This is a genomic window from Vallitalea pronyensis (genome assembly GCF_018141445.1).
Classification (GTDB): domain Bacteria; phylum Bacillota; class Clostridia; order Lachnospirales; family Vallitaleaceae; genus Vallitalea; species Vallitalea pronyensis.
This window is the reverse complement of the sequence record NZ_CP058649.1, coordinates 765,924-788,085: the sequence shown is the minus strand read 5'-3', so window position 1 is coordinate 788,085 and position 22,162 is coordinate 765,924. Positions and strand designations below refer to the sequence as shown.

The 22,162-nt window shown below is 37.3% G+C and carries 20 protein-coding genes; 4 read left to right on the top strand and 16 right to left on the bottom strand.

Annotated elements, in window-relative coordinates:
• Positions 1-132 precede the first annotated feature (132 nt).
• From HZI73_RS03280 to HZI73_RS03255, 6 genes are all read right to left on the bottom strand, one after another.
• Positions 133-1,632, bottom strand: a complete 1,500-nt coding sequence (locus HZI73_RS03280) for an S-layer homology domain-containing protein (RefSeq protein ID WP_212696835.1) — start codon at positions 1,630-1,632, stop codon at positions 133-135.
• 387 nt (positions 1,633-2,019) lie between these two features.
• A complete protein-coding gene (locus HZI73_RS03275; protein ID WP_212696834.1) occupies positions 2,020-3,018 on the bottom strand; it encodes a CotS family spore coat protein in 999 nt (332 codons plus the stop codon).
• A 208-nt stretch (positions 3,019-3,226) separates the two neighbouring features.
• Positions 3,227-4,567, bottom strand: a complete 1,341-nt coding sequence (locus HZI73_RS03270; protein ID WP_212696833.1) for a CCA tRNA nucleotidyltransferase — start codon at positions 4,565-4,567, stop codon at positions 3,227-3,229.
• Between the two features lie 33 nt (positions 4,568-4,600).
• Entirely contained in the window at positions 4,601-5,650 is a 1,050-nt protein-coding gene (gene manA / locus HZI73_RS03265) for a mannose-6-phosphate isomerase, class I (RefSeq protein WP_212696832.1), read from the bottom strand.
• A gap of 271 nt (positions 5,651-5,921) precedes the next feature.
• A complete protein-coding gene (locus HZI73_RS03260) occupies positions 5,922-7,139 on the bottom strand; it encodes an ABC transporter permease (RefSeq protein WP_212696831.1) in 1,218 nt (405 codons plus the stop codon).
• A 29-nt stretch (positions 7,140-7,168) separates the two neighbouring features.
• Positions 7,169-7,939, bottom strand: a complete 771-nt coding sequence (locus HZI73_RS03255) for an ABC transporter ATP-binding protein (protein ID WP_212696830.1) — start codon at positions 7,937-7,939, stop codon at positions 7,169-7,171.
• Between the two features lie 228 nt (positions 7,940-8,167).
• Here HZI73_RS03255 and HZI73_RS03250 point away from each other — a divergent pair, with 228 nt between their 5' ends.
• Positions 8,168-9,289 carry a GNAT family N-acetyltransferase gene (locus tag HZI73_RS03250; protein ID WP_212696829.1) on the top strand — a complete coding sequence of 374 codons (1,122 nt, stop codon included), beginning with the start codon at positions 8,168-8,170 and terminating at the stop codon, positions 9,287-9,289.
• Between the two features lie 61 nt (positions 9,290-9,350).
• Here HZI73_RS03250 and HZI73_RS03245 read toward each other — a convergent pair whose 3' ends face one another.
• The 10 genes from HZI73_RS03245 to HZI73_RS03200 all read right to left on the bottom strand — a co-directional run bounded on the left by HZI73_RS03245 (position 9,351) and on the right by HZI73_RS03200 (position 18,205).
• A complete protein-coding gene (locus HZI73_RS03245) occupies positions 9,351-10,625 on the bottom strand; it encodes an L-cysteine desulfidase family protein (protein ID WP_212696828.1) in 1,275 nt (424 codons plus the stop codon).
• Positions 10,626-10,652: 27 nt separating this feature from the next.
• Positions 10,653-11,030: a RidA family protein gene (locus HZI73_RS03240; RefSeq protein WP_212696827.1), complete on the bottom strand. Its 378-nt coding sequence runs from the start codon at positions 11,028-11,030 to the stop codon at positions 10,653-10,655.
• A gap of 177 nt (positions 11,031-11,207) precedes the next feature.
• Positions 11,208-12,323, bottom strand: a complete 1,116-nt coding sequence (locus HZI73_RS03235; protein ID WP_212696826.1) for a Card1-like endonuclease domain-containing protein — start codon at positions 12,321-12,323, stop codon at positions 11,208-11,210.
• A gap of 452 nt (positions 12,324-12,775) precedes the next feature.
• A complete protein-coding gene (locus HZI73_RS03230; RefSeq protein ID WP_212696825.1) occupies positions 12,776-13,204 on the bottom strand; it encodes a hypothetical protein in 429 nt (142 codons plus the stop codon).
• A gap of 9 nt (positions 13,205-13,213) precedes the next feature.
• A complete protein-coding gene (locus HZI73_RS03225; RefSeq protein WP_212696824.1) occupies positions 13,214-13,909 on the bottom strand; it encodes a hypothetical protein in 696 nt (231 codons plus the stop codon).
• A 3-nt stretch (positions 13,910-13,912) separates the two neighbouring features.
• Entirely contained in the window at positions 13,913-14,776 is an 864-nt protein-coding gene (locus HZI73_RS03220) for an ATP-binding cassette domain-containing protein (RefSeq protein ID WP_246552516.1), read from the bottom strand.
• Positions 14,776-15,150, bottom strand: coding sequence for a GntR family transcriptional regulator (locus HZI73_RS03215; RefSeq protein WP_212696822.1), 375 nt, complete (start codon positions 15,148-15,150; stop codon positions 14,776-14,778). Before HZI73_RS03215 ends, HZI73_RS03220 begins: the two co-directional genes overlap by 1 nt.
• Before the next feature lie 293 nt (positions 15,151-15,443).
• Positions 15,444-15,671: a small acid-soluble spore protein Tlp gene (gene tlp / locus HZI73_RS03210; RefSeq protein ID WP_212696821.1), complete on the bottom strand. Its 228-nt coding sequence runs from the start codon at positions 15,669-15,671 to the stop codon at positions 15,444-15,446.
• A gap of 174 nt (positions 15,672-15,845) precedes the next feature.
• A complete protein-coding gene (locus HZI73_RS03205; protein ID WP_212696820.1) occupies positions 15,846-17,252 on the bottom strand; it encodes a glycosyltransferase family 39 protein in 1,407 nt (468 codons plus the stop codon).
• A 20-nt stretch (positions 17,253-17,272) separates the two neighbouring features.
• A complete protein-coding gene (locus HZI73_RS03200) occupies positions 17,273-18,205 on the bottom strand; it encodes a glycosyltransferase family 2 protein (RefSeq protein WP_212696819.1) in 933 nt (310 codons plus the stop codon).
• 277 nt (positions 18,206-18,482) lie between these two features.
• Between HZI73_RS03200 and HZI73_RS03195 the strand changes: the two genes are divergently transcribed.
• From HZI73_RS03195 to HZI73_RS03185, 3 genes are read left to right on the top strand one after another with little or no spacing between them, the layout of a single operon-like run.
• The gene (locus HZI73_RS03195) at positions 18,483-20,828 is read left to right on the top strand and encodes a xanthine dehydrogenase family protein molybdopterin-binding subunit (protein ID WP_212696818.1); all 2,346 of its coding nucleotides are present in this window, start codon (positions 18,483-18,485) and stop codon (positions 20,826-20,828) included.
• The gene (locus tag HZI73_RS03190) at positions 20,815-21,648 is read left to right on the top strand and encodes an FAD binding domain-containing protein (protein WP_212696817.1); all 834 of its coding nucleotides are present in this window, start codon (positions 20,815-20,817) and stop codon (positions 21,646-21,648) included. The genes HZI73_RS03195 and HZI73_RS03190 overlap by 14 nt, the downstream gene beginning before the upstream one ends.
• Before the next feature lies 1 nt (position 21,649).
• Positions 21,650-22,120: a (2Fe-2S)-binding protein gene (locus HZI73_RS03185; RefSeq protein ID WP_212696816.1), complete on the top strand. Its 471-nt coding sequence runs from the start codon at positions 21,650-21,652 to the stop codon at positions 22,118-22,120.
• The last annotated feature ends 42 nt before the right edge of the window (positions 22,121-22,162 follow it).

Here is a 22,162-nt window from a genome sequence, read left to right as displayed (position 1 = left end):
AAAAAATCCTTGCAATCAATGCAAGGATTTTTTATTAATCGTTATATATTTTATTACCTAAACCATTATAGTATAAACCATTTGGAACTGAATCAAGTCATATGCCTTAATATAAATAATACAATGCCTATTCTATTGATAGTGTAAGACATTATAGATGACTTGAGCAGCTTGCTCCCTTGTCACAGACCCTTTTGGATTGAATAAACCGTCCCCTACACCGTTAAGTGCTCCAGTTGACATACATGCATTTATGTAGGGTTTATAAAACGAATCTGCTTCGTTAATATCTTTTGGAATCACTGTTGGTTCCTTCTGTAGGTCTAATTTTAGTTGGTTAGCCACCATATAGGCTACTTCTTCTCGTTTGAGCTCTTTTTTCATATTCTGTAATAGCTCATAGCTACGATCATCTTTGATATACTTCCCAGCTAGGACAAAATAAGGTCGCCACCATTCATAATAGTTAATTCTTACAGCATCTTCAACACCCCTTACATCTTTTGGGTCATTAAGCGTTTGATGGTCACCATAAAATACTTTAGTAAACATGGTGACAAACTCATAACCAAGAATCTTCTTCTTAGGCTTATATGTATGGTCTGGAAATCCGTTTATAGCCCCACGATTGGCTAAAGCTATAATGGTGTCTTTTGCCCAAGATGTATCAATATCTGTCAACGTACAGTTGAACGTGGCTTCGTCTTGAACAGCATCTTTCATATAATTACTAAATGTATTTGTACTCAATGTGCCTTCATTTTTAAATGTTTCTCTATCTCTACGGGAATATATCACAGGGTTCTCCCAGTTATTATCAAATCGAAACAATCCTCGCTCTAGTAACAAAACCTCGCCATAGGACTGCTCTGCATAACTATTAAATTGTTCATGTAAATAGTTCTGTAGTGCCATTACATAATCGTCACGATTAACGGAGTCTATTACAAGCTCTCTGGCAATTGTATTGGGATACTTACCTACGATGATTGCATCGGCTAAACGGTCTGCTAATGGTTTAAAATAAGCAAGTTCTTTTTTTTCAATGTAACCTTTAGACTTTGTTAAGGCAACAACATAACGCATATAGATACCTGAATACCTATCATAATTAATATATTGACCGATGTTATCCCGTTGTACAACAATTTTTACTCCCAAATCTGTTCCTAATATGTCATCTATTACTTCTGGAAGATCAAAACGAAGTTCTGCTGTATAGCCATTACCAGGTATATTATAATGATAAGATACAAAATCTTCATTCTTAAGATACTTTAAAAATGTGACACCTGGTGTATAGGTGATTTCAGGAACAGTAGAGCGCTTTACCAAACCTTCTACATCTTTGAGTCCATCCAAAAATTTTTCTGTGATGACATCATCATCATGAATCATGGGATACTTAAACTCGCCTTGACTACGCCATAATTCTAAGCTAGGTATATACACACCATTTAAGAGGATTCTATTAAAATAATTTTCTGGAGATGTCTCACTATTAAAACCCCAATGCTGAGGTGAGTTCAGCTCCATGGTCAATAGCTCCATACCTACATCATATTCATCTAACTTAGAACAACCTGTCATGAACAGCGTTACCATTAGTACGATCGCACATAATTTCTTCATATAAAATCTCCTTTTCCAAGTATTGTTAACCCTTTAAGTTATTCTACCTATTAAACAAATATCTAATGGCTCTTATGATGTTTCTTCTGCTGATAGTTTATGTATTGGAATAACTTAAACTTTATTGAACCCACGATTATTTTCTGATAGTTAAAAGTAAAATAACAATGATGCTTATTACATTATTTTATCTTGTTAATCAGTACATGTCCATAGTTTATGTGGAAAACAATTAATATAAGCAGATTTTTTTTACAATTCAATTATTATGTGTTCATATTCCTAGGCTAATTTTTCAAATTTTATTAGGCAAGCGTACGAAAAACCATATCGACTAAATACGAATATAAGCATCTAGTCTATATGGTCTCTTTTATTTTCCCATTATTATTTAGCAAGTGACTTCTGTAACGCCTTCACAAATCGCTCCTTTTTATCCTTCTGAGCAATTAACTTATTTAGCTTAATCAGACTTTGTTTTGGCTTCCATGCACGATTAAGGTTAAAGTAATAGTTACTAATCTTCCAAAACTTCTCAGGGTACATAATGAGATAGAGTAATGTCTGGAGCTCTTCCGTACTTAATGGGCTAATGCTATTATAAATATCAATGGCTTTTATTCCCAATTTAACATGCCAATCATTTTTCTCTAATACCTTACGTAGAAGCCGATAAAGATCAATAACGGGTAGGTCAATGTTACAATAATCAAAATTCATGGTATAGAGTTTTTTATTACCCACTAAAATGTTATGATGAATATATTGCCCGTGGATGATGGGATTTTTCTTTTTGTAGTGTTCGATTAGCTTATCATAACCGGATGCTTCCATTAGACTAAGAGCTTCTACGGCTTTTTGGTGGTAATAATGAAAGCTGCTTAAAAAGCTGATATCAAATTCTGACCACTTACCAACACGGCGTATTTTATTACGTATTCTGACCAGCTCTACATTATGTTTGTTTAATTTTGTACACAACGTACCCAGTTTAATATAATTTTTATACTTACTTCCTCTTGGGAAATTAGTACCTGATTTGCTAAGAATTGCTAGGTTTTTAACCGCTTTATATATTTCTTCTTCATCATTAAAAAATATTTCTCTGCCATTCACCCAATTTTTTAGAATGTAGAGGGTACCATCTTCTTCTATGTATGGATCATGGTTAATGGATACATTTAACCGATCAATATTGGTGAAGCCTTTATTATGTAGGTATTCTTCTATTTCATACATAAACTTAATCTTTTCTTTACGCATACGGATTTCTTTAAAAAGCTTAAGCCCTTTATCCGTATCTAATATGTACGCTCCTCGTCCCTTATAACCATTTTTCACTTTCACTTGAAATTGTTCAAATATGTTATTGTATTCTTCAAGCATCCAATCACCCCAACCTTAGCACTTGTCATATATTCTAAATATGTGGAATCGCCTAAATCCGTATAGGTCTACTTTAAAATATATGTAATACTTTTCACAAATATGAGGACAGGAAATAATTATTTCTTATGGAAAAAAAGGGGTATTAAAAAACCACTATATATAGTTGAAAATCATGTTTTCCATCTATATATAGTGGTCAAATTCTTTATTTTTTTAATGTCTCAAGGATCTCTAACAACATATCTCTGTTATTCAAGGCAGGTTCTTCAATGACCTTATTCAGTAAGTGTTGTAGAATATCGCCTATTTCTTTACCTTCCTTAAAACCATGGTTGATCAAGTCTCTACCATTAATCTTTAAGTCTTTTATTGTCACACATTGACCTTCTTCTTGAATCCTTTGCCATATTGCCCTGACCTTATCTAATACAATAAGCCGTTCTTCTAATTTATCTGGATGCTGTGCCCGCATATCTGCTTCTTGTACGGCTAGAAAATCATCAAATAAATGGGTACCGATTTTATTCACAGCACGTCTTACCCTTTTGGGTTGGTCTTCTACACGTATATCATGACAGGCAATTAAGGCTACAATTCTATTCAAGGTTTTTTTGTCAAATTTTAATCGATTTAAGATAGCATATGCCATATCCGCGCTTAATTGCTCATGGCCATAGAAATGGTCGATACCGTCTTCATCTGTGGTCTTTTTCTCTGGTTTTCCTATATCATGTAGGAGCATGGTCCATCGAAGTGTTTTTTCTGCTCTGATAGCTTCTACGGACCGCATGATATGTTCACCAATTGGATAATGATGATAGGGATGGTGCTGATGATTACCAATACAAGGTAAAAATTCGGGCATTACATAGGGCATTAAACCATATCGATGAATATCCATAAACCGCATGGGGTGATTGCTTATGAGTAATTTATTCAGTTCTACATGAACACGTTCCATGCTTACATGTCTAATCAAATCTGCTAAATCTGTTATTGCTTGCCCTGTCGCTTCATCCAATGCATAATCCAATTGTGCAGCAAAGCGTATGGCTCGAAGCATTCTAAGGGCATCTTCATTAAAACGCTCATGGGGGTTGCCAACGCAACGGATAATACCTTGCTCTAAGTCGGCCACACCATGAAAAGCATCCACAAGACCCTCTTTATGATGGTATGCCATGGCATTAATGGTAAAATCCCTTCTTCTAAGGTCTTCCACCAGCTGATTGGTGAAGGCAACGGATTTGGGCCGTCTGTTATCTTCGTACTTTCCATCAATCCGATAAGTGGTTACTTCGATAGGCTCTTTTCCAATCATGATGGTTACGGTACCATGCTGTAATCCTGTATCAATGGTTTTCCCAAATAACTTTTTCACTTGCTGTGGCAATGCAGACGTGGTAATATCCCAATCGTTAGGTTCCCTGCCAATTAATTGATCTCTTACACAACCACCAACCACATAAGCTTCATACCCATGGTCATTAAGCCTTTCAATGATTTGCCTTGCATAATCTGGCATATCTATTTTTATGTCCTTCATGACGATCATCCTCTTATTAACCTCTATTAAAATCTAACCTATTCTTACATGTTTATGAATATCTTCTAGTGTATAACCTGCTGCTTGTAACACATCTAGGATATCCTTCTGAATATCAGGTATATACGTCTGTACCAATGTAGCATGACCCTCTAAAGTATAAGTGTCTATTTCGGCAGGTATCATAAACGTATCCCCTAATGTAAAAGGATAAGATTGTCCATTATAGAGCACTTTTCCTTCTCCATTTACACACATATAGATACGGTATGTCTTCTGTTCAGTGACCATCATTGGCTCATTCAGGTTTAATTGCTCCAATGAAAAATAGCTGTTAGCTACATAGTAGATTATGTCATTCTTACCCTTTTTTATACATAACCCCTTGGCAATATCTTTTGGATGCTTGCCTTCAAAATCAATCACATCAAGGGATTTATCCACATGGAGTTCTCGGCTTTTACCATCAAGACCCACTCGATTCCAATCATAGACCCGATAAGTTGTATCGGAATTCTGTTGTATCTCAGCCAACATAATCCCATCTTCTATGGCATGAACGAATCCTGCTGGAATATTAATCACATCCCCTGCCTGTACCTCTACTTCATGAAGGACTTGTTCCAACTGTCCTTTTTCCAAAGCTTTCACAAAATCTTCTTTGGTCACACGATCCTGTAGCCCTGCAATCAGCTTAGCGCCTGGCTTGGCATCCAGAATATACCAAGCTTCACTTTTTCCCAGTTCCCCATCCTCATGTACCATGGCATAAGCATCTTCAGGGTGTACTTGAACAGACAGCTTATCCTTAGCATCAATGAATTTTATAAGCAGTGGAAATTTCTCCCCCTCTTTCATGTCTTTGCCTATTATTTCTTTTCCATGAATCTTTAATGCTTCTTTTAAGGTTATCCCTTTGAGTAAACCATTACGAATGATGGAATTACCGTTTTCATGGCAGGCAACTTCCCAACTCTCACCGGTGTGCTCATAAGGTATGTTCTTATTTAATCGGTCTCTAAGGGAAGTACCTCCCCATACACGCTCTTTATAATCAGCTTCAAAAAATAATGGATATAACATGCTTTTCTCCTTTCAAGTACATTTTACGCCATGCATAAGTATATGAAGAAACCATCTGTTTCTAGCTTCTATTCTTCTATCGATTATACCAAAGGTTACACCCTTTGTATACCTTTCATATAGAATGATATGTAAAAAGAAGGTGCTACATCCCTAATGGGTATAACACCTTCTATGACTTTATTTTTAATCTGTTAGGCATACTACATCATAGGCGACTATTTACTGTGTAACAGCTGTATAAGTATTTTATCTACACCAGAATCATCACCTAGGCATTCAGCATCACTTTTTCATCATTAAAGGTCATGGTGATAAGTTTAATCAAGATTAAACTGGTAATCAATGCTGATAGGGCCGATACTAAGAATTGGTTCATAGTTAAATCAAAAGCTAATGATGCTTTGATAGCTGATACACTACCGTAGATCGGAATAGCAAATTGGTAAAGTTCATCAGCTCCACTGCCAAATAATGTTGAGAAAGCGGCAATCATAACAACCATATAAACAGGTGCAATGTAAGTTCCTGCTTCTTTAACCGTACGGGCTCTTACGGAAATCAAACTGATTAACCCAACAAATATAGCCACAAGGGTTAACATAATCACTAACAATTGAACCATTTGTAACGGTGTAAACTGTATGGCACCAAGATTCATAGAGGATTCACCTGTTAATACATTGGAGGATGACGGTAAGGATGCAAGAATGGCAATAAAAGATGTGGTTGCACTAATAATGGCCACAATACCAAGTCCAATAATCTTACCAAGAGCAATGGTTTCACGCTTAGCAGGTGTTAATAATAACGTGGACATGGTGCCTCTCTCTTTTTCACCAGCAATGGTATCAATACCGATACCCATGGCACCAGAGAATAAAATAATGGCGATGAGCATGGGTAGAATATTGCTTATGCCTTGACCTGATGCCTTCTGTTCATCCACAACAATACTCTCAGCTTTATTACGGTCAATGTCAAAGGCAACGGCATAGCTCTCGTTACCAAAACGCTCTGCTAATAAATCCCTCTGATAGTTACTGAGTATGGTACTTACAAATGTACTTCTTCCCTTCTGGGAATAATCTTCTGTGGGATTATAGAATGTTTTTACTTGTGGAGGTGCATCAAATTGGTCGTAGCCTTTTACCTTATCCAGAAATCCCTCTTCAAACTGAACAAGTAAATCCACATCGCCTATTTTTATATCCTCTTTAATGGTGGCTATATCGTCACCAGGGCCGATATAGTCGATGTTTATATTTAAGTCTTGGTTATCTGCAAACTGTTCAAATCCCTCTGGAGCATTCTGAACATAGACGTTGGTTTGATGCTCTTCCACATCACTTTTCTGATTGCTTAACATGCTTCCCATAAACGAATACAGGACAAAGATCATGACAGCAGGCATAATAAATGAAGAGAATACCAATCTTCTATCTGAAAAAACGCGTTTTAATTCTTTTTTAATCACATTCATTAACATGGCTTTCCACCCTTTCCTTTCATCCTATCTTAATCACCAATGGCTTCTTTATAGAGTTTAAAAAAAGCATCCTCTAAATCATCACACTGTGTATCCCGCAATACATCACCAATGGTGCCTTCTATGACCTTCTTGCCATCGATAATGATGCCCACGCGGTCACATAGCTTAGTAGCAACGGTCATGATATGTGTGGATACAATAACAAGTTTACCTTGTGTTCTTAGGTTATCTAGAAAGGCCATAACAGCTCTGGCTGTGATGATATCCAGACCATTGGTTGGCTCATCAAAAATGACCACTTCAGGGTCATGTATGACACTCACCGCAATGGATAGCTTTTGCTTCATACCTGTTGATAACTCGTTGATTTTTTTATCTGCAAATTTATTCACACCAAAGTAATCAAAAAGCTCCTTCTTACGTGACTCAATCTGTGTCTCGCTCATACCATGTAATCTTCCAAAAAATCCCATGGTATAATTGGGGGTAAAGTGACCGTCAAGTTTCAGTTCATTGGTTAAAAACCCAATGCGTTTTCTAACTTCTTTACTGTCTTTTACCACGTCATACCCTGATACGGTGATCTGCCCTTTTGTCGGTTTCAGAAGGGTAACAATGCTTCTTAGTGTTGTGGTCTTTCCTGCTCCATTTGGACCCAATAGACCGAATATCTCACCTTCACGAGCTGTAAAAGACACATCATTAACAGCTATTTTAGTGCTGGCTTTCGTGTTTAACTCCATCTTCTGCTTTTTGTTTAGCTTATATATTTTGGTTAGATGCTTAACCTCTATCATAAACTTACCTCCTCGTTCATTTATCTTATATTTCACTGTATATCTTGTATATGCACAGTATATATAGAAATCTCAGCTTTGTCAAGCGTATTTTTTTATATCCTAATGTTTTAAAATAATAACCAATTATGCTATAATCATGATAATAAGTATCCATGAAAAAAATCTATTAAAACAAATCGTCTATGATGTGCACTACTTTATTATGACCATGAAGGGGGACCATATATGCTCTCAATTGTAGAGGTGCGTACAAAACGGGAATTAAAAGCATTTGTTAATTTTCCAATTAAGCTGTATAGAAACTGTAAGGAATATGTACCTACCATAAGATTTGATGAACGCAATACGTTAAGAAGAGATAAAAATCCTGCCATGGATTTTTGTGAATCCAAATATTGGTTAGCCTATGATGGTAAGAAAATCGTTGGTCGTATAGCAGGTATTATCAACCACGCAGCTAATGATCTATGGCAGGAAAGTGCTGGTCGTTTTGGCTTTATTGATTTTATTGAAGACATAGAGGTTGCCAAAAAACTCCTAGAAACCGTTGAGCATTGGCTCATATCAAAAGGTTTAACCAAGATTCAAGGACCTCTTGGATTTACGGATTTTGACTATGAAGGTATGTTAATAAAAGGTTTTGAATACATGGGTACCATGACAACCGTTTATAATTATGCGTATTACATGACATTGTTGGAAAAGCTGGGTTATGTGAAAGATGTGGATTGGCTGGAATATGAAATCATAATTCCCAGGGATGTACCCGATGCCGTTAGAGTAGTAGCTGAACGAGCCATGAAATCCAATCATTTGTATGTTCTTGAACCCAAAAATAAAAAAGAGCTTTTTAAGCATGTACCTAAGTTATTTGATCTTATCAATACAGCTTTTAAAGAACTGTATGAATTCACACCCCTTACTGACAAACAGATTAAGCACTATACCAAACAATACAAAATGGTCATTGATCCCGATTTTGTAAAATTTGTCTTTAATGACCGCCATCAATTGGTCGCTTATGTATTAGGATTCCCATCCCTGGCAAGAGCCCTTCAAAAAAACAAAGGCCGCTTATTGCCTTTAGGTTTTATACCTATTTTAAAGGCTCTTAAAAAAAATAAGCGCCTAGAAATTGTACAGATAGCTGTTGATCCCAAATATCAACGAAAAGGCGTCAATGCTATCTTATTCCAAGAACTTATCTTATCCTGTAACAAACGTGGTATTGTATGCGCTGACCTTAATCCTCAACTAGAAGATAATAAGAAAGTGCGTTCCCAATGGCATCGCTTCAAACATCGACAGCATAAGATTCGTACCAGTTTTTATAAAGATTTGGCCTAATAACAAAAGCTGATCATGAAAGTCCTTTAAGCCAGCTACAACAACTTTCATGATCAGCCTTTTATTTTTTTGAAATCATAATATCTAAAATCATCTTATCGGTTTCTTCCATACCTTTTGAACCAATACAGGTGAGATTCTGTATACAAGTCTCTAAGTTCTCATCAATGATCCCTTCTTCTTTGGTAATTTCTATATCCCCAAGGGCTAATAACATGGCATTGAATGCGGATTCCACAACCGTTGCTACTTTCAGCGCACAGCCTGTCTTGGCACCATCACATATCATCCCTGACACATCACCGATCATGTTTTTAATGGTAGCTCTTATATGATTCATGTTACCATCTAGCAAATAAGCCATGCCACAGCCTGCCCCAATACCTGCAGCAATAACCCCGCAAAGTGCTGAAAGTTTACCTAGATGGCCTTTTATATGAATGGCAACCAAATTGCTAAGGATAAGTGCTCGTGCAAGGGTTTCCTCTGAACACTTTAGCCATTCCCCTACAGCTACAACGGGTAATGTAACGGTTATGCCTTGATTACCGCTGCCAGAATTGGTCATCACCGGTAACAGACAGCCATCCATTCTGGCATCCGATGCGGCAGCTGTCAAACGGATTGCATAATTCTTCATATCATCCGCAATAATCTTTCTTTGTATATTCTGCTCAATGGTTTTACCCACTTTCAGACCATAGCATTTATCCAAGCCTTCCAGGGCAATGGTCTTATTCATGGCAGCCCCTTCAAGGATAAACGTAATGTCTTCATAGGGTGCTTTCTGAGCAAATTGGTAAATATGTTCAATACATATAGCCAGATCACAACACTTATCTGTTTCTGGATTATCCGTTAGATGATTCAGTATAATTTTCTTATCATAGGCTATATAGGCGATATCTGTATGGCTTCCTTGAATAACAACGGTTACTTGATGTTCTTTACTGCTTACAGTGCCTTTAACATAGAGTTTGCACACTTGCTGAGCCACTTCTATATGCACACGCTCTTCCTCAACCAGTCTGGTAGCTTCTTCTACATGTGCGTCATTGACCTTGGATAAGACTTCCAGTCCCAATGTAGCATCACCGGCTACAACACCCAGTGCAGCAGCAATATGAATACCCACTTGACCTGTCCCAGGTATACCTACACCCATTGCATTTTTGATAATATTAGGGCTTAATGAAAGAGCAATACTCTCTACAGCTTCCCCTAGAACCTCCTTAGCTTTCGCCACACATAAAGCAATCGCTATGGGTTCTGTGCAGCCTGTAGCAGGCTTAACCTCTTTACGTATCAACTCAATATAAGATTGAATATCACACATACAATCTCCCTTTCCTCGCCATTTTATCTATACCTCAGCAATGACCTCAATTTCCACCATAACATCTTTCGGTAGTCGAGCTACTTCTACACAGCTTCTAGCAGGGTATACACCGCTAAAGAAAGTTTCATAGACACCATTCATTTTAGCAAAATTATTCATATCACTGATAAATACCGTTGTCTTAATGACTTTTTCCATGGAGGAACCAGCTTCTTCAACAATGGCTTTGACATTGCTTAATGAAAATTTTGTCTGTTCTTCAATGGTATCCGGTATATTTCCAGTGGCTACATCAATGGGAAGTTGTCCTGATGTATACACAAGGTTATTGATGATAATTCCTTGTGAATAAGGCCCGATAGCTCCTGGTGCTTTTGTGGTTGCAATTGCTTTTTTTGGCATAATAATCATCTCCATATTTCATTTATATTTTTACCTCAATGTGTGTTGAGATACTCTTTTTGTCTGTTTATATTGTACAATAGATACGTCATAAGTAACAGTTTTTTTTACTTTCTTCAATGGGATAACATATTAATGAAAGCGTTGTTATTCGAACACTTTATAATCATTAGCTGATTAATCATTGATAATTTCATCCATCTGTGTTTTAAACTTATCCACATCACCGTCAAATACCAGTATCTTTATCCCCATTTTCTCGGCTCTTTCATCCACATATTGACCTTTTGATGGTTTTGTGGCTACCAGAATTTTCTTCACTGTTGTACCGCCTATTTGCTCTGCATAGATATCCAATTCATTCAACGAGCCGCTGTTATAGCGTCTTGTATCTTTACAGGATATACAGATAAGTTGTGTGCCTGCTACTGCGATGACATCCAGTTCATTTTCCACTTCTGCTCGGTCTTCATCCCATAGAAACCTTACGCCAGTTTTTACATCGGTTACCTTACGGTGTTCTTTCACCATGTTGTAGGTAAAATGCTCCAGCCAGATACCGGATAAGATATATTTGCGAATATCATCATTTTTAAATATGAGTATTAGGCGGTCAGCTTCTTCACGTATTTCCTTTACACAATCAATCGTCATAAATTTGCGAAAAAGTTTTTTGATTGGTGTGTTGTAGTCAGAAGATGCAATGTCAATGCTGACGTCTGTCTGACTTAGGGTATGATTTCTGATATAATCTTTGGTGGTAATCCATAAATCATAATGGTCTAAGATAATGAACAGCATGTTATAATAATCGTCTGTCATATAGTCAACGGTATCGTCTGTGACAATTTTACCACCTGTAATGGCTATATAATCTTTGACACCAAATCTTACATGGTCGCAGTCAAGGGTTTTAATACCTTTTGCATTGATTCGATATACTTTTTCTTCTGAGACATCCATATACACCATGGAACATTTATATTTGAGCATGGCTTCATAGGCAATGGCTGAGGATAAATTATTGCCAGAGGAAATATTAATAAGGGTATGTTCATTGGCATACTGTTCCAATATTTCTTGTAGTTCAAAGGGGCTGTTATAGCTTACTTCAACAATATGTGTATCTTCTAATTTTTTTGTTAAGAATCGGCACATATCTGTTAAGACGTCTTGATAATTGTCACGCTCTTGTGCGATATTAATGACTTTTTTGGGGTTTATAAATTTTGACATGTAGGCCACATCGTCATTGAAATTATCTAGTATATTGATTAATGTATTGTATTTCATGTTTTCACAACCTAACTGATTATTGAAGCTTGTTATTAGCCGTCATGCTTGTCTACTGTAAAACCATATAACTTAAGTATTTCTTGTTGTGGGGATAGTTATTAAAATAGTATCATTTTTTGTTGGCAATGTAAATGAGCTATGATTATTTTTTGTGGTATGCTATTTATTGGCTTAGTGGGAATACTATATTGTTGTTTGGGTTTCCGTCCATGTATCCCTTTATAAAAATACGTTCTTGTTAAAGAATGAAAGAAACGCTAAGTTCATGCAAAGATGACTACCTAAAACTTAAGAACTCGCTTTGCTCAGACACTTAAGTTTTTTAACGGTATGCATCTTAGCATTCACTAAGCGTTTCTGGTTCATTCTTTAAAAGTCACGTATTTTTATAAAGGGATACATGGACTGGGCTAAGTGGAAGGGGGAATACTTGGTTTTGTGGAGATTCTCTAAGGAAATATAACATCTTGTTTGCGGTGGATTATGTTGTAGCCTAGGTGAATGTGTTTTGCGTTATGGATGTTAATGATGATTTTGTATGGGCCTTTTTCTAATGTTACTTTTTCTTTGTAGATATCAATTATTTTACCTGTTTTGTCTATTAATACATTATTATTGGTGTCGATTATTTTAAAGGTATGGGGATTACCTTGAACTTCGCCTTTGTAACTGATGTAGATTGTGGTTTTTTTCTTAACATCCATGTGGATTGTTTTGTGTTTTTTGATGCTGTCATTGGTGGAGCTTGTTTTGGAGCCTTCTTCCCAATTGCTGCTATATATGGATACGTCATTGTTCATTAAGGTGATCTGTGTATAAAGGGCTAATAAGAATATGAATACGGAGCCCCATAGAAATACTGTTGCTTTTTTATGCATATCTATCCCCTACCCTTTCACTTCTACTTTTTTGATTAATTGACCGTTGACGATGGTGAACAGGAAGCCTATTGCCAGCAAAGCACCAAATACAAGTGGCATTTGTGTGCCTGCCATAAAAAACATAAGGATTTCATTGAACCCCAGGATAGCGACGGCAAGGGTTAGGAAAATAGTTCCTACGAGATAACGCCAGCCAAAGCGTTTCCCCAGCAGGGTTATAAACATGATATAACCAACTGTAAGGAATCCAAGGATAGAAAAATAAATGAAGATTAGGATATAGGATAGTCCGTTTATGTTCATACCTCTTATGCCGAAGATAAACACGTTATCCATTGAGGTATAGCCATAGTTAAGGTTAAGGCCCAGTGCCACGGTGAGTATCATCATGAGTAAGCCTATTAATATCCAGATGTTCTTCATGATACTTTTGAAAATAACGTTTCGCTCTACATAGAGTGTAATCATGTAATCAAGTCCTTGTGACGCCATGACAGCTGTTAAGGATATGAGGGTACTGATGATCATAATGCTTAAGTTAATAAGCATGATGGAAATGTATCGCCCAAAGGCGAATTCATTTCTTTCGAACAAGGGTACAATGAGTGATATGACCATGTTAAAGCCAATGATGGCAAGCCATATCCATAAACCCGAACGGTTCATCCTCCATAATATTTTGGTTACAACATCTTGTTTCATTGTCTATTCCCCCTTACGACTGGTGGTAAGCTTAACAAATAAGGTTTGTAAGTCCATACCACTGATGTTCACATCTAATGCTTTTATGTGTTGTCTATCGTCTTCTGTGAAATGGTCCATCACATAAGCAATCATTAAGCGCCCCACTTTCTCTGTGGCTATCATGTGCTTATGCTGGGTTGCTTTCTTAACGTCCTCTTCTCTACCTTCAATGGTATAAGACATGTCACCGATTTCATCCATGGTTTTATGGAATATGGCTTTCCCTTTATCAATGAGAATGACTTCTTCAAACATGGTTTGTAATTCGTTCATGAGATGGGTTGAAATAATGAATGTACGTGGATAAGCTTCATAGTCTTCTCTTAGAAACTGGTAAAACAAGTGACGACCTACAGGGTCCAAGCCTACATACGGTTCATCCAATAAGGTAACGGCTGCACGACTTGATAAGCCGATGATAATACCAACCATGGTTTGCATACCTTTGGATAGTTTTCTGTATTTCTTATGGATATCCAGATCATAGGCTTCTACCAAACGCTCTTTTAAGGATTCATCCCAATTGTAATAACTGAGGGAAGCCATATGCATAATATCTTTCACTTTATACTCAATGACTGTTTTATTGGTCATGACTTCTCGCGCTAGACACACATCATCTTTTTTATTTAATTGAAGGTCAATGTCTCCCTTTGTAGGAAAGAGCTGTTTGGCCAGTAGTTTTAATAGTGTGGTTTTCCCTGCACCATTTCGTCCAATTAAGCCATATATTTTATTTTTCTCAAGCTTCATATCAAATGCATTAAGAGCATAGACTTTATCAAATTTTTTACTGAGTTGTTCACATATGATTTGATTTCCCATCACGACTTGCCTCCTTCATTTCGTTCAATCATGTGGATGATTTCTTCTTTACTTATATCAAGTTTTTCGCCTTCTTTTAACATGGTTAATATATAATCATAATAAAAATTGTTTTTTCGTTTTTCACGAATATAATGAACTGCTCCTTCCGATACAAACATACCTAACCCTCTCTTTTTATAGATGATATTTTCTTCTACTAACATATGAAGTCCTTTTCGCGCCGTTGCAGGATTGATATGATACAGCTTCGCTAATTGATTGGTTGAATACACCTGTTCATCAGCTAATAAAATACCACCAAGTATTTGATCTTCTATTAATTCTGCCACTTGGACAAACAATGCTTTGGTTGAGTCACCTGACAATTGCAAGACATCACCTCCCGGGTAGTTAGTTGGTTAGTTACTTATGTAACTAACTATACATCTAAATATTTAATTTGTCAAGAGATAGGTATCATTTCTTTTAAAAATCATCATGATCCGTCACATCCTCTATGTAAATGATAAATACTATAGTAGAAACATGTATAACGAGCTAACGTCTATCGGCATCCCTTAAGCATCGATTCATTCAAAAAAATAAAGAGCTGCCTCATAAACACATGATTTAGCTCTAATCTCTTAACACGGTATATCTTAAACCAGGTAGCCCTTAATAACTCCTATCGATAATCGTCTTGTTTATCTATTGCTTCATCTTTGATTTCTTCTCGCATACCTGTTAGGGCATCTCTTCTTCTTTCATTTTTATCCTCTAAGGCTTGTCTTGCTTTTTCATCATCTGTTTCTTCCATCATATCCTCAGCTCTATTCATGTTTTGAATGGTCTTATCGATATTGAATTGAATTCTGTCCACATTATCTGTTCTGTCATCTTCTTTGTGTCTCATGTCTTTTTCTCCTTTATGAATGATTAGGTGTTGTAGGAACACCTTATAGTTTATTATGTCTATAACATCATTTGTTATGCATCAACAAACGTATTACTTCGTTATGAATTGTCTTGCAGATTTACATCTTTCTTAACCCAAACAATCGTTCATCATGCCACATGATAAGTTCATTTACCGAGAGGTTCGGTGATTGATATAACGTATACCATTGCCTGCCAGCATAAACACAAGCCCCATGACAACGTACTTATAACGGGGGCTTACTTCTATGAGAAAATGAATACCTGTGTACAGAGTTAAGACGTAATAGATAATCTTATATTTGCTTTGATGTCCATGGATGAATTGTATCACCAGTCCATATACGACCAAACCAATCATTAGAAGATATATCATTTTTTCCAAATTTAACAGGCTAGTGTGTAAAGCATCAAAGTCCCTGCCCAATCGTTTGATATCTTTTCCTAACATATGAGGAAAGGTGAAAACCCCTAACTCATATTTTCCCCACATGGACCCTACTTTATTAACCATTAACATAGCCATCCTGTTAGGGGGAATACTTAACCGTTTGCGAATTAATGCCCTCTCCTTATCAAGGAGGGCTTGGTTGATGGGTTGGTCCTTTAACATCTTTACATCTTCAAAAGAGTAAAGCCCATTCGTATCTTCATTGAACCCCACAACGAATTTCCAATAAGGGTTATTGTTCTTAAGACCTGTATCCGTTATACCTGTCCGGATAAACAGTAGGGATATACCATAGAACACCACAAGATAGATGACTAAACACATGGCAAAGCCTTTTAGACGCACCCCATGATGGTGCCTCCTTCTTGTTGAAAAGCAATCAAAAACTGCCCATAGCCCAATGGCAGCCAGCCAAATGATACCAATTGGGCGCATCACATTCCCTAGAGCTAAGGCAACTCCTGCCATGATCCAATTTTTATAACCGGGTGAATCTTCTTTCACTATAAAATACAGCCCTAAATAATAGAGCATTGTAGAAATATGTTGATTGGTGAGTACGGGTGCATAGAGAAAAAAGGGGATATAAACCGCATACAGAAGCCCTGCTGCTCGAGCTGCCACATCATTTAGCAGTCGTTTTGTAATTTTATAAATAAAAAGGGTGGTTAAGGCAATCCATAGGCAATTAATAAGCTTCATCAATATCAAATGATACCCAAATACCTTGATAATCAAACCTTGATAAACAACAAATCCTGATTGATAAGCCCAAGCCTGAAAATAGCCATTATCTTTAAAACCATAATCACCTACAGCAAATGCTTTTGCAGCATCAATCATCATCTTAAAATCTGAGATGGGTGGCGTATCAATCAAAACAACGGTTATGGCTTTGGTCAATAAGACGAATAAAAAAAGATACAGTCCGAAATACTGTATGGTGCCATAAACGCTAACCCAATAGATGATGACCATCAAAAGTATCGCTGGAATGATATATACTATATGAACGTCCATTTCAAACAAAAAAGCAACCGTTAAGCCAATGACCAATGAAAAAAATAGTATCAGATAGATATCAAAAACTTGATTAAGACGCCTCATATAGCTCTCCTCTTTCGTGCTTATTGGTTGCCGCCTTCATGACGATTAATAAAATACAAAGGTCGATTCTTGGTTTCATTAAAAACCCGTCCTACATATTCCCCTAATATACCCATGCATATCAACTGAATACTGCCTAAGAACAGCATAATACTCACAATAGAAGCATACCCAGGTATATCCACACCTTGAACCATGGTGCGTACCACAATATAAATCATATAAACCAATGCTCCAATAGCAGTGATACCGCCAAAAAATGTGGCAATTCTAAGGGGTGAGATGGTGAAAGTTGTAATCCCCTCAATAGCAAGTCCAACTAAACGCCAATAATTCCACTTGGTGGTTCCTGCTGCTCTTGGTTCCCGCTCAAAGGTTATTTCTTTTTTATTAAAGCCAATGAGACTAAATAATCCTTTTGTATAGCGCTGACTTTCACGAAAACTTTTGAGGGCTTCTACTGCTTTATGACTTAAAAGGCGAAAATCGCCCGTGTCTTTCTGTATATCCACCCTTGTTAGACGACTCAGAAGCTTATAGAAACAACGGGAAGTAAACTTCTTCATAAAGGTTTCACCTTTACGGCTTGTACGTTTTGCATAGACATCATCATAGCCCTCTTCCCATTCCTCGATCATGGTTGGTATAAGCCTTGGGGGGTCTTGTAAATCTGCATCCATAATGATGACGGCATCCCCTGAAGCATAATCCAGCCCTGCTCCCATGGCAATTTCTTTCCCATAATTTCTCGAAAGGTCCACATAGGTAACGCGTTTATCCTTCATGCGTAGTGTGATGATTTCAGCTAGAGTCTTGTCACGGCTACCATCGTTAACAAACAATAACTCAAAATCATAAGACAGCTTATCAATGACTTTGGTTACCTCCTGATAAAACGTATGAATGACTTCTTGTTCGTTATAACATGGTACAATAATGGTAATCGTCTTCATGGTTATCCTCCTGTACTTCCACTGGATGGTTCTTTATTATACTGAGCAAAATTTGGTAAATTTATTCTTGTATTTGTTAACAGACAAGGTTCGTTTTATCAAGGATATCTAAAGAAGCATGGATAAAAAGTCTTAAGATATTCTTATGTTGTCATCCTTCTATTGGCTAATGGAGTAAAATAAACCCCATTCCCTTTATTTTTATATGGATTTTGACATATATTTTGAATCTTATTGAATAAACATATATCAAACACATTATTGAGGAGGCTCTTTTTTGAATGCTGATGACTATATAGGTAAATCCTTTTTACGTAAAGATGCTAAGGATAAAGTTACAGGAAATGCACACTATACTGCAGATTTTCAACAAAACTTCTATTATGCCAGTTTAGTCACAAGCCAATATGCCCATGCTGACATCCTTGAAGTTGATACCCATGAAGCTCAATCCATGGATGGGGTTTTAGCCATACTTACTGGCCGGGAATATCCTATAATAACTGGACCCATTATCGTTGACCGACCTGTCATTGCCATTGATAAGGTACGCTATTATGGCGAACCTGTTGCTATTGTCGTAGCCGATACAGATGCTCATGCCAAAAATGCTGCATCCAAGATTAAGGTTCATTATAAACCTCTTAAAGTGATTAATAGCATTGAAGAATCCCTTAATCCTAACTATCCTGTGCTACACCCTTATTTGGGTGAATATAAAAGAAGTGTCACGGAAGCTGAAATAAAAGACGTATTCCCCATACCCAATACAAACATCGCCAACTTACAAAAAATTCGCAAGGGTACGGAAGCATTTCATACCTGTGATGTGGTTGTGGAAAACTCTATTTCTTTTACCCAATCGGATCATGCACCCATGGAAACACATTGTTGCTATTGTAATATTCAAGCAGATGGTCAAGTCAATATTCACTCTTCCAGCCAAGGTCCCTTTGTCATAAAGGAATATATTTCCAAATTTTTTGACGTACCCGAAAACAAAGTAAATGTAACAGTTCCTTTTGTAGGGGGAGCATATGGAGGCAAAACCCCTGTTATTATTGAATGTCTTTGTTATCTGGCGTCCAAAGCTGTTAATGGAAGAACAGTTAAGCTGCTATTACCAAGAGATGAAGATATGATTACTTGTGCCGTTCACATAGGGCTAACGGCAACAATACGCCTTGGTGCAACAAAGGACGGACAACTAAAAGCCTACCATGGGGTTTTTTACTTTGATGGGGGTGCTTATTCAGACAAAGCCATTGTGATCGCTCGTGCTGCTGCCCAAAACTGTACAGGACCCTATAACATTAATAATGTCTATTGTGACTCTTACTGCCTCTACACCAATCATACCTTTGCTACAGCCTATCGTGGTTTCGGTCATGCTGAAATGACCTATGCCGTTGAAAGGGCCATGGATGTATTAGCCAAAAAATTGCACATGGACCCATTAAAGCTTCGATACATCAATGCTATACAACAAGAGGATACAACACCAACGGATACGACACTTATAGGCAAAGTGGGAAACCTACGCCAATGCATCGACAAATTAAAAGATACCCTTCAATGGGATAATCAGAAGATTATCCAAACGGGAAAAGATACCATTCTTACTCGGGGAATTGCTTGTTTTTGGAAATCATTTTCCGTACCAACGGATTGCGTAACAGGCACTGTTCTCACTTTTATGCGAGATGGCAGTGTGAACTTAATATGTGGATTAATCGACATCGGGCAAGGCACAAAATCTGCATTAGCACAGATTGTATCGGAAGTATTAACCATACCCTATCATAAGGTTCATGTGGATTTTGCAGCCAATACCTCCTCTGCTCCTCATGATTGGAAAACCGCTGCAAGTCGGGGTATGTTTATGTGTGGAAATGCTACCCTCCGAGCGGCACAACAGGTAAAAGATGAACTGCTTTCACGGGCTTCTTTTGTGTTGCGCCATAGCAAAGAACAGCTGGTCATGAAAGATGAAAACATCTATGTAAAAACAAATCCTGCCATACATATAGCTTTTAAAGACCTTGTACTGGGATATTCATTTCCTAATGGAAACAGTATTATGGGAGAAATCATCGGAAGTGGTACAGATATCGTCAATGGGTTAACACCACTTAACAAAAATACAGGGAAAGGGAATCCAGCCTCCCAATGGACCGTTGCGGCTCAGGCTGTAGAAGTGGAAATTAATCTTCGCACCTACCGGTATAAAATACATCAAGCCTATACCGTCATTGATGCTGGCAAGATCATCAATCCAGCTCTTGCTATAGGGCAGGTTAAAGGTGGGATGAACATGGGACTAAGTTTTGCTTCTAGAGAAAAGTTCTACCGAACCAATGAAGGCATTACCTTGAATGATAATTTGCGTACTTACTTAATTATACGCTATGGAGAAGTGGATAAATATACTGTAGAATTCGTAGAAACACCAGGAGCAGATGGTCCATATGGCGCAGGTGGTATTGGCGAACATGGTGTCATCGGTATGCCTGCTGCGTTGAGCAATGCTCTGTCCCATGCATTAAACATACAGTTAAATACACTTCCTCTCACGCCAGAAATATTATGGCAGAATAAGGAGGGACACCATGATCGGGTTTAGTTTTGATTATTATGTATGCGATACCATTGAGGAAGCTGTGGATTTGTATGGCCTCTTATCCCTTAATGGAAAACGCGTGTTATATTTTAATGGTGGTACCGAAATCCTTACATTTGCGGATAAAAATAGAATTGAATTTGATGCGGTTATCGCTGTTAATCAGATTCCTGAACTCAAGATATTTACCTTAGATGATGATGCCCTTTATATTGGTGCAGCCAATACGCTAACCTTCATTGCTAACACAGACGTTTTTCCTCTTTTAAGTGACTCTTGTCCCTTTGTAGCGGACCATACCTCTAGAAATAAAATTACCATTGGTGGCAATTTATGTGGAAAGATACCATTTAAAAACGCTGTTATTCCCTTTTTTATCAGTGATACAACTGTCATCATAGCTAATCAAGAAGGCATCCGAAACGAACCTTTTTTAGAGGTTTATAATAATGGATTACACTTGCAGCCAGGGGATTTAATTGTTCAATTTATCATACCAAGAAGGGTTCTAAATCTTCCTTATTACACACAAAAACTACGGAAAATTGGTGAATTTGGTTACCCTTTGATTGGACTTTCGTTGGTAAAGGACCAAGGTAAACTAAAAGCTGCTTTTAGTGCCGTCTGTAAAAATGCTTTTCGTTCCCGTCAAGTGGAAGATGCGTTAAATGATGATACCTTACCCCTAAATAAAAGGGTTGACCGGGCCATTCATAATATCCCCTGTAGCATCGTGTCCAATTTACAGGGTTCGGCTCCTTACAAAAAGTTTGTGTTAAAACAGCAGTTAGTGGAAGCACTAACCCAGTTGGAAGGTGAGTAGAATGAAATATTATAAAAGCAACTGTACTATAACGCTTCAAGTGAATGGTGCGTCTTTTAACGTTAGCATACAGCCTAGTGATATACTGGTGGACGTATTACGGAGAGAACTTGGTTTAACTGGTGCGAAACCGGGATGTCTTCAGGGTAATTGCGGCGCATGTACCATACTGATTGATGGCCAACCTATGAAATCATGCCTTATGCTTGCCGTTGAAGCAGTGGGTCATCACATCACAACCATAGAAGGCCTAAAAGATACGGTTGTACAAGATGCTTTCATGAAATATTTGGCTTTTCAATGTGGTTACTGCACCTCTGGATTCATCATGAATATAGAGGGACTCTTTCATAAGTACCCTCACCCAAAAGAAGATGTTATAAAGGAATGGATGACGTCCAACATCTGCCGCTGTACATGTTATGAAGAGATGTATGAAGCCATTCAAGAGGTAGAGCAAAATAAAAATTAAGACATATAAGCATATAACTCAACCACTAGACAACATTGAGTC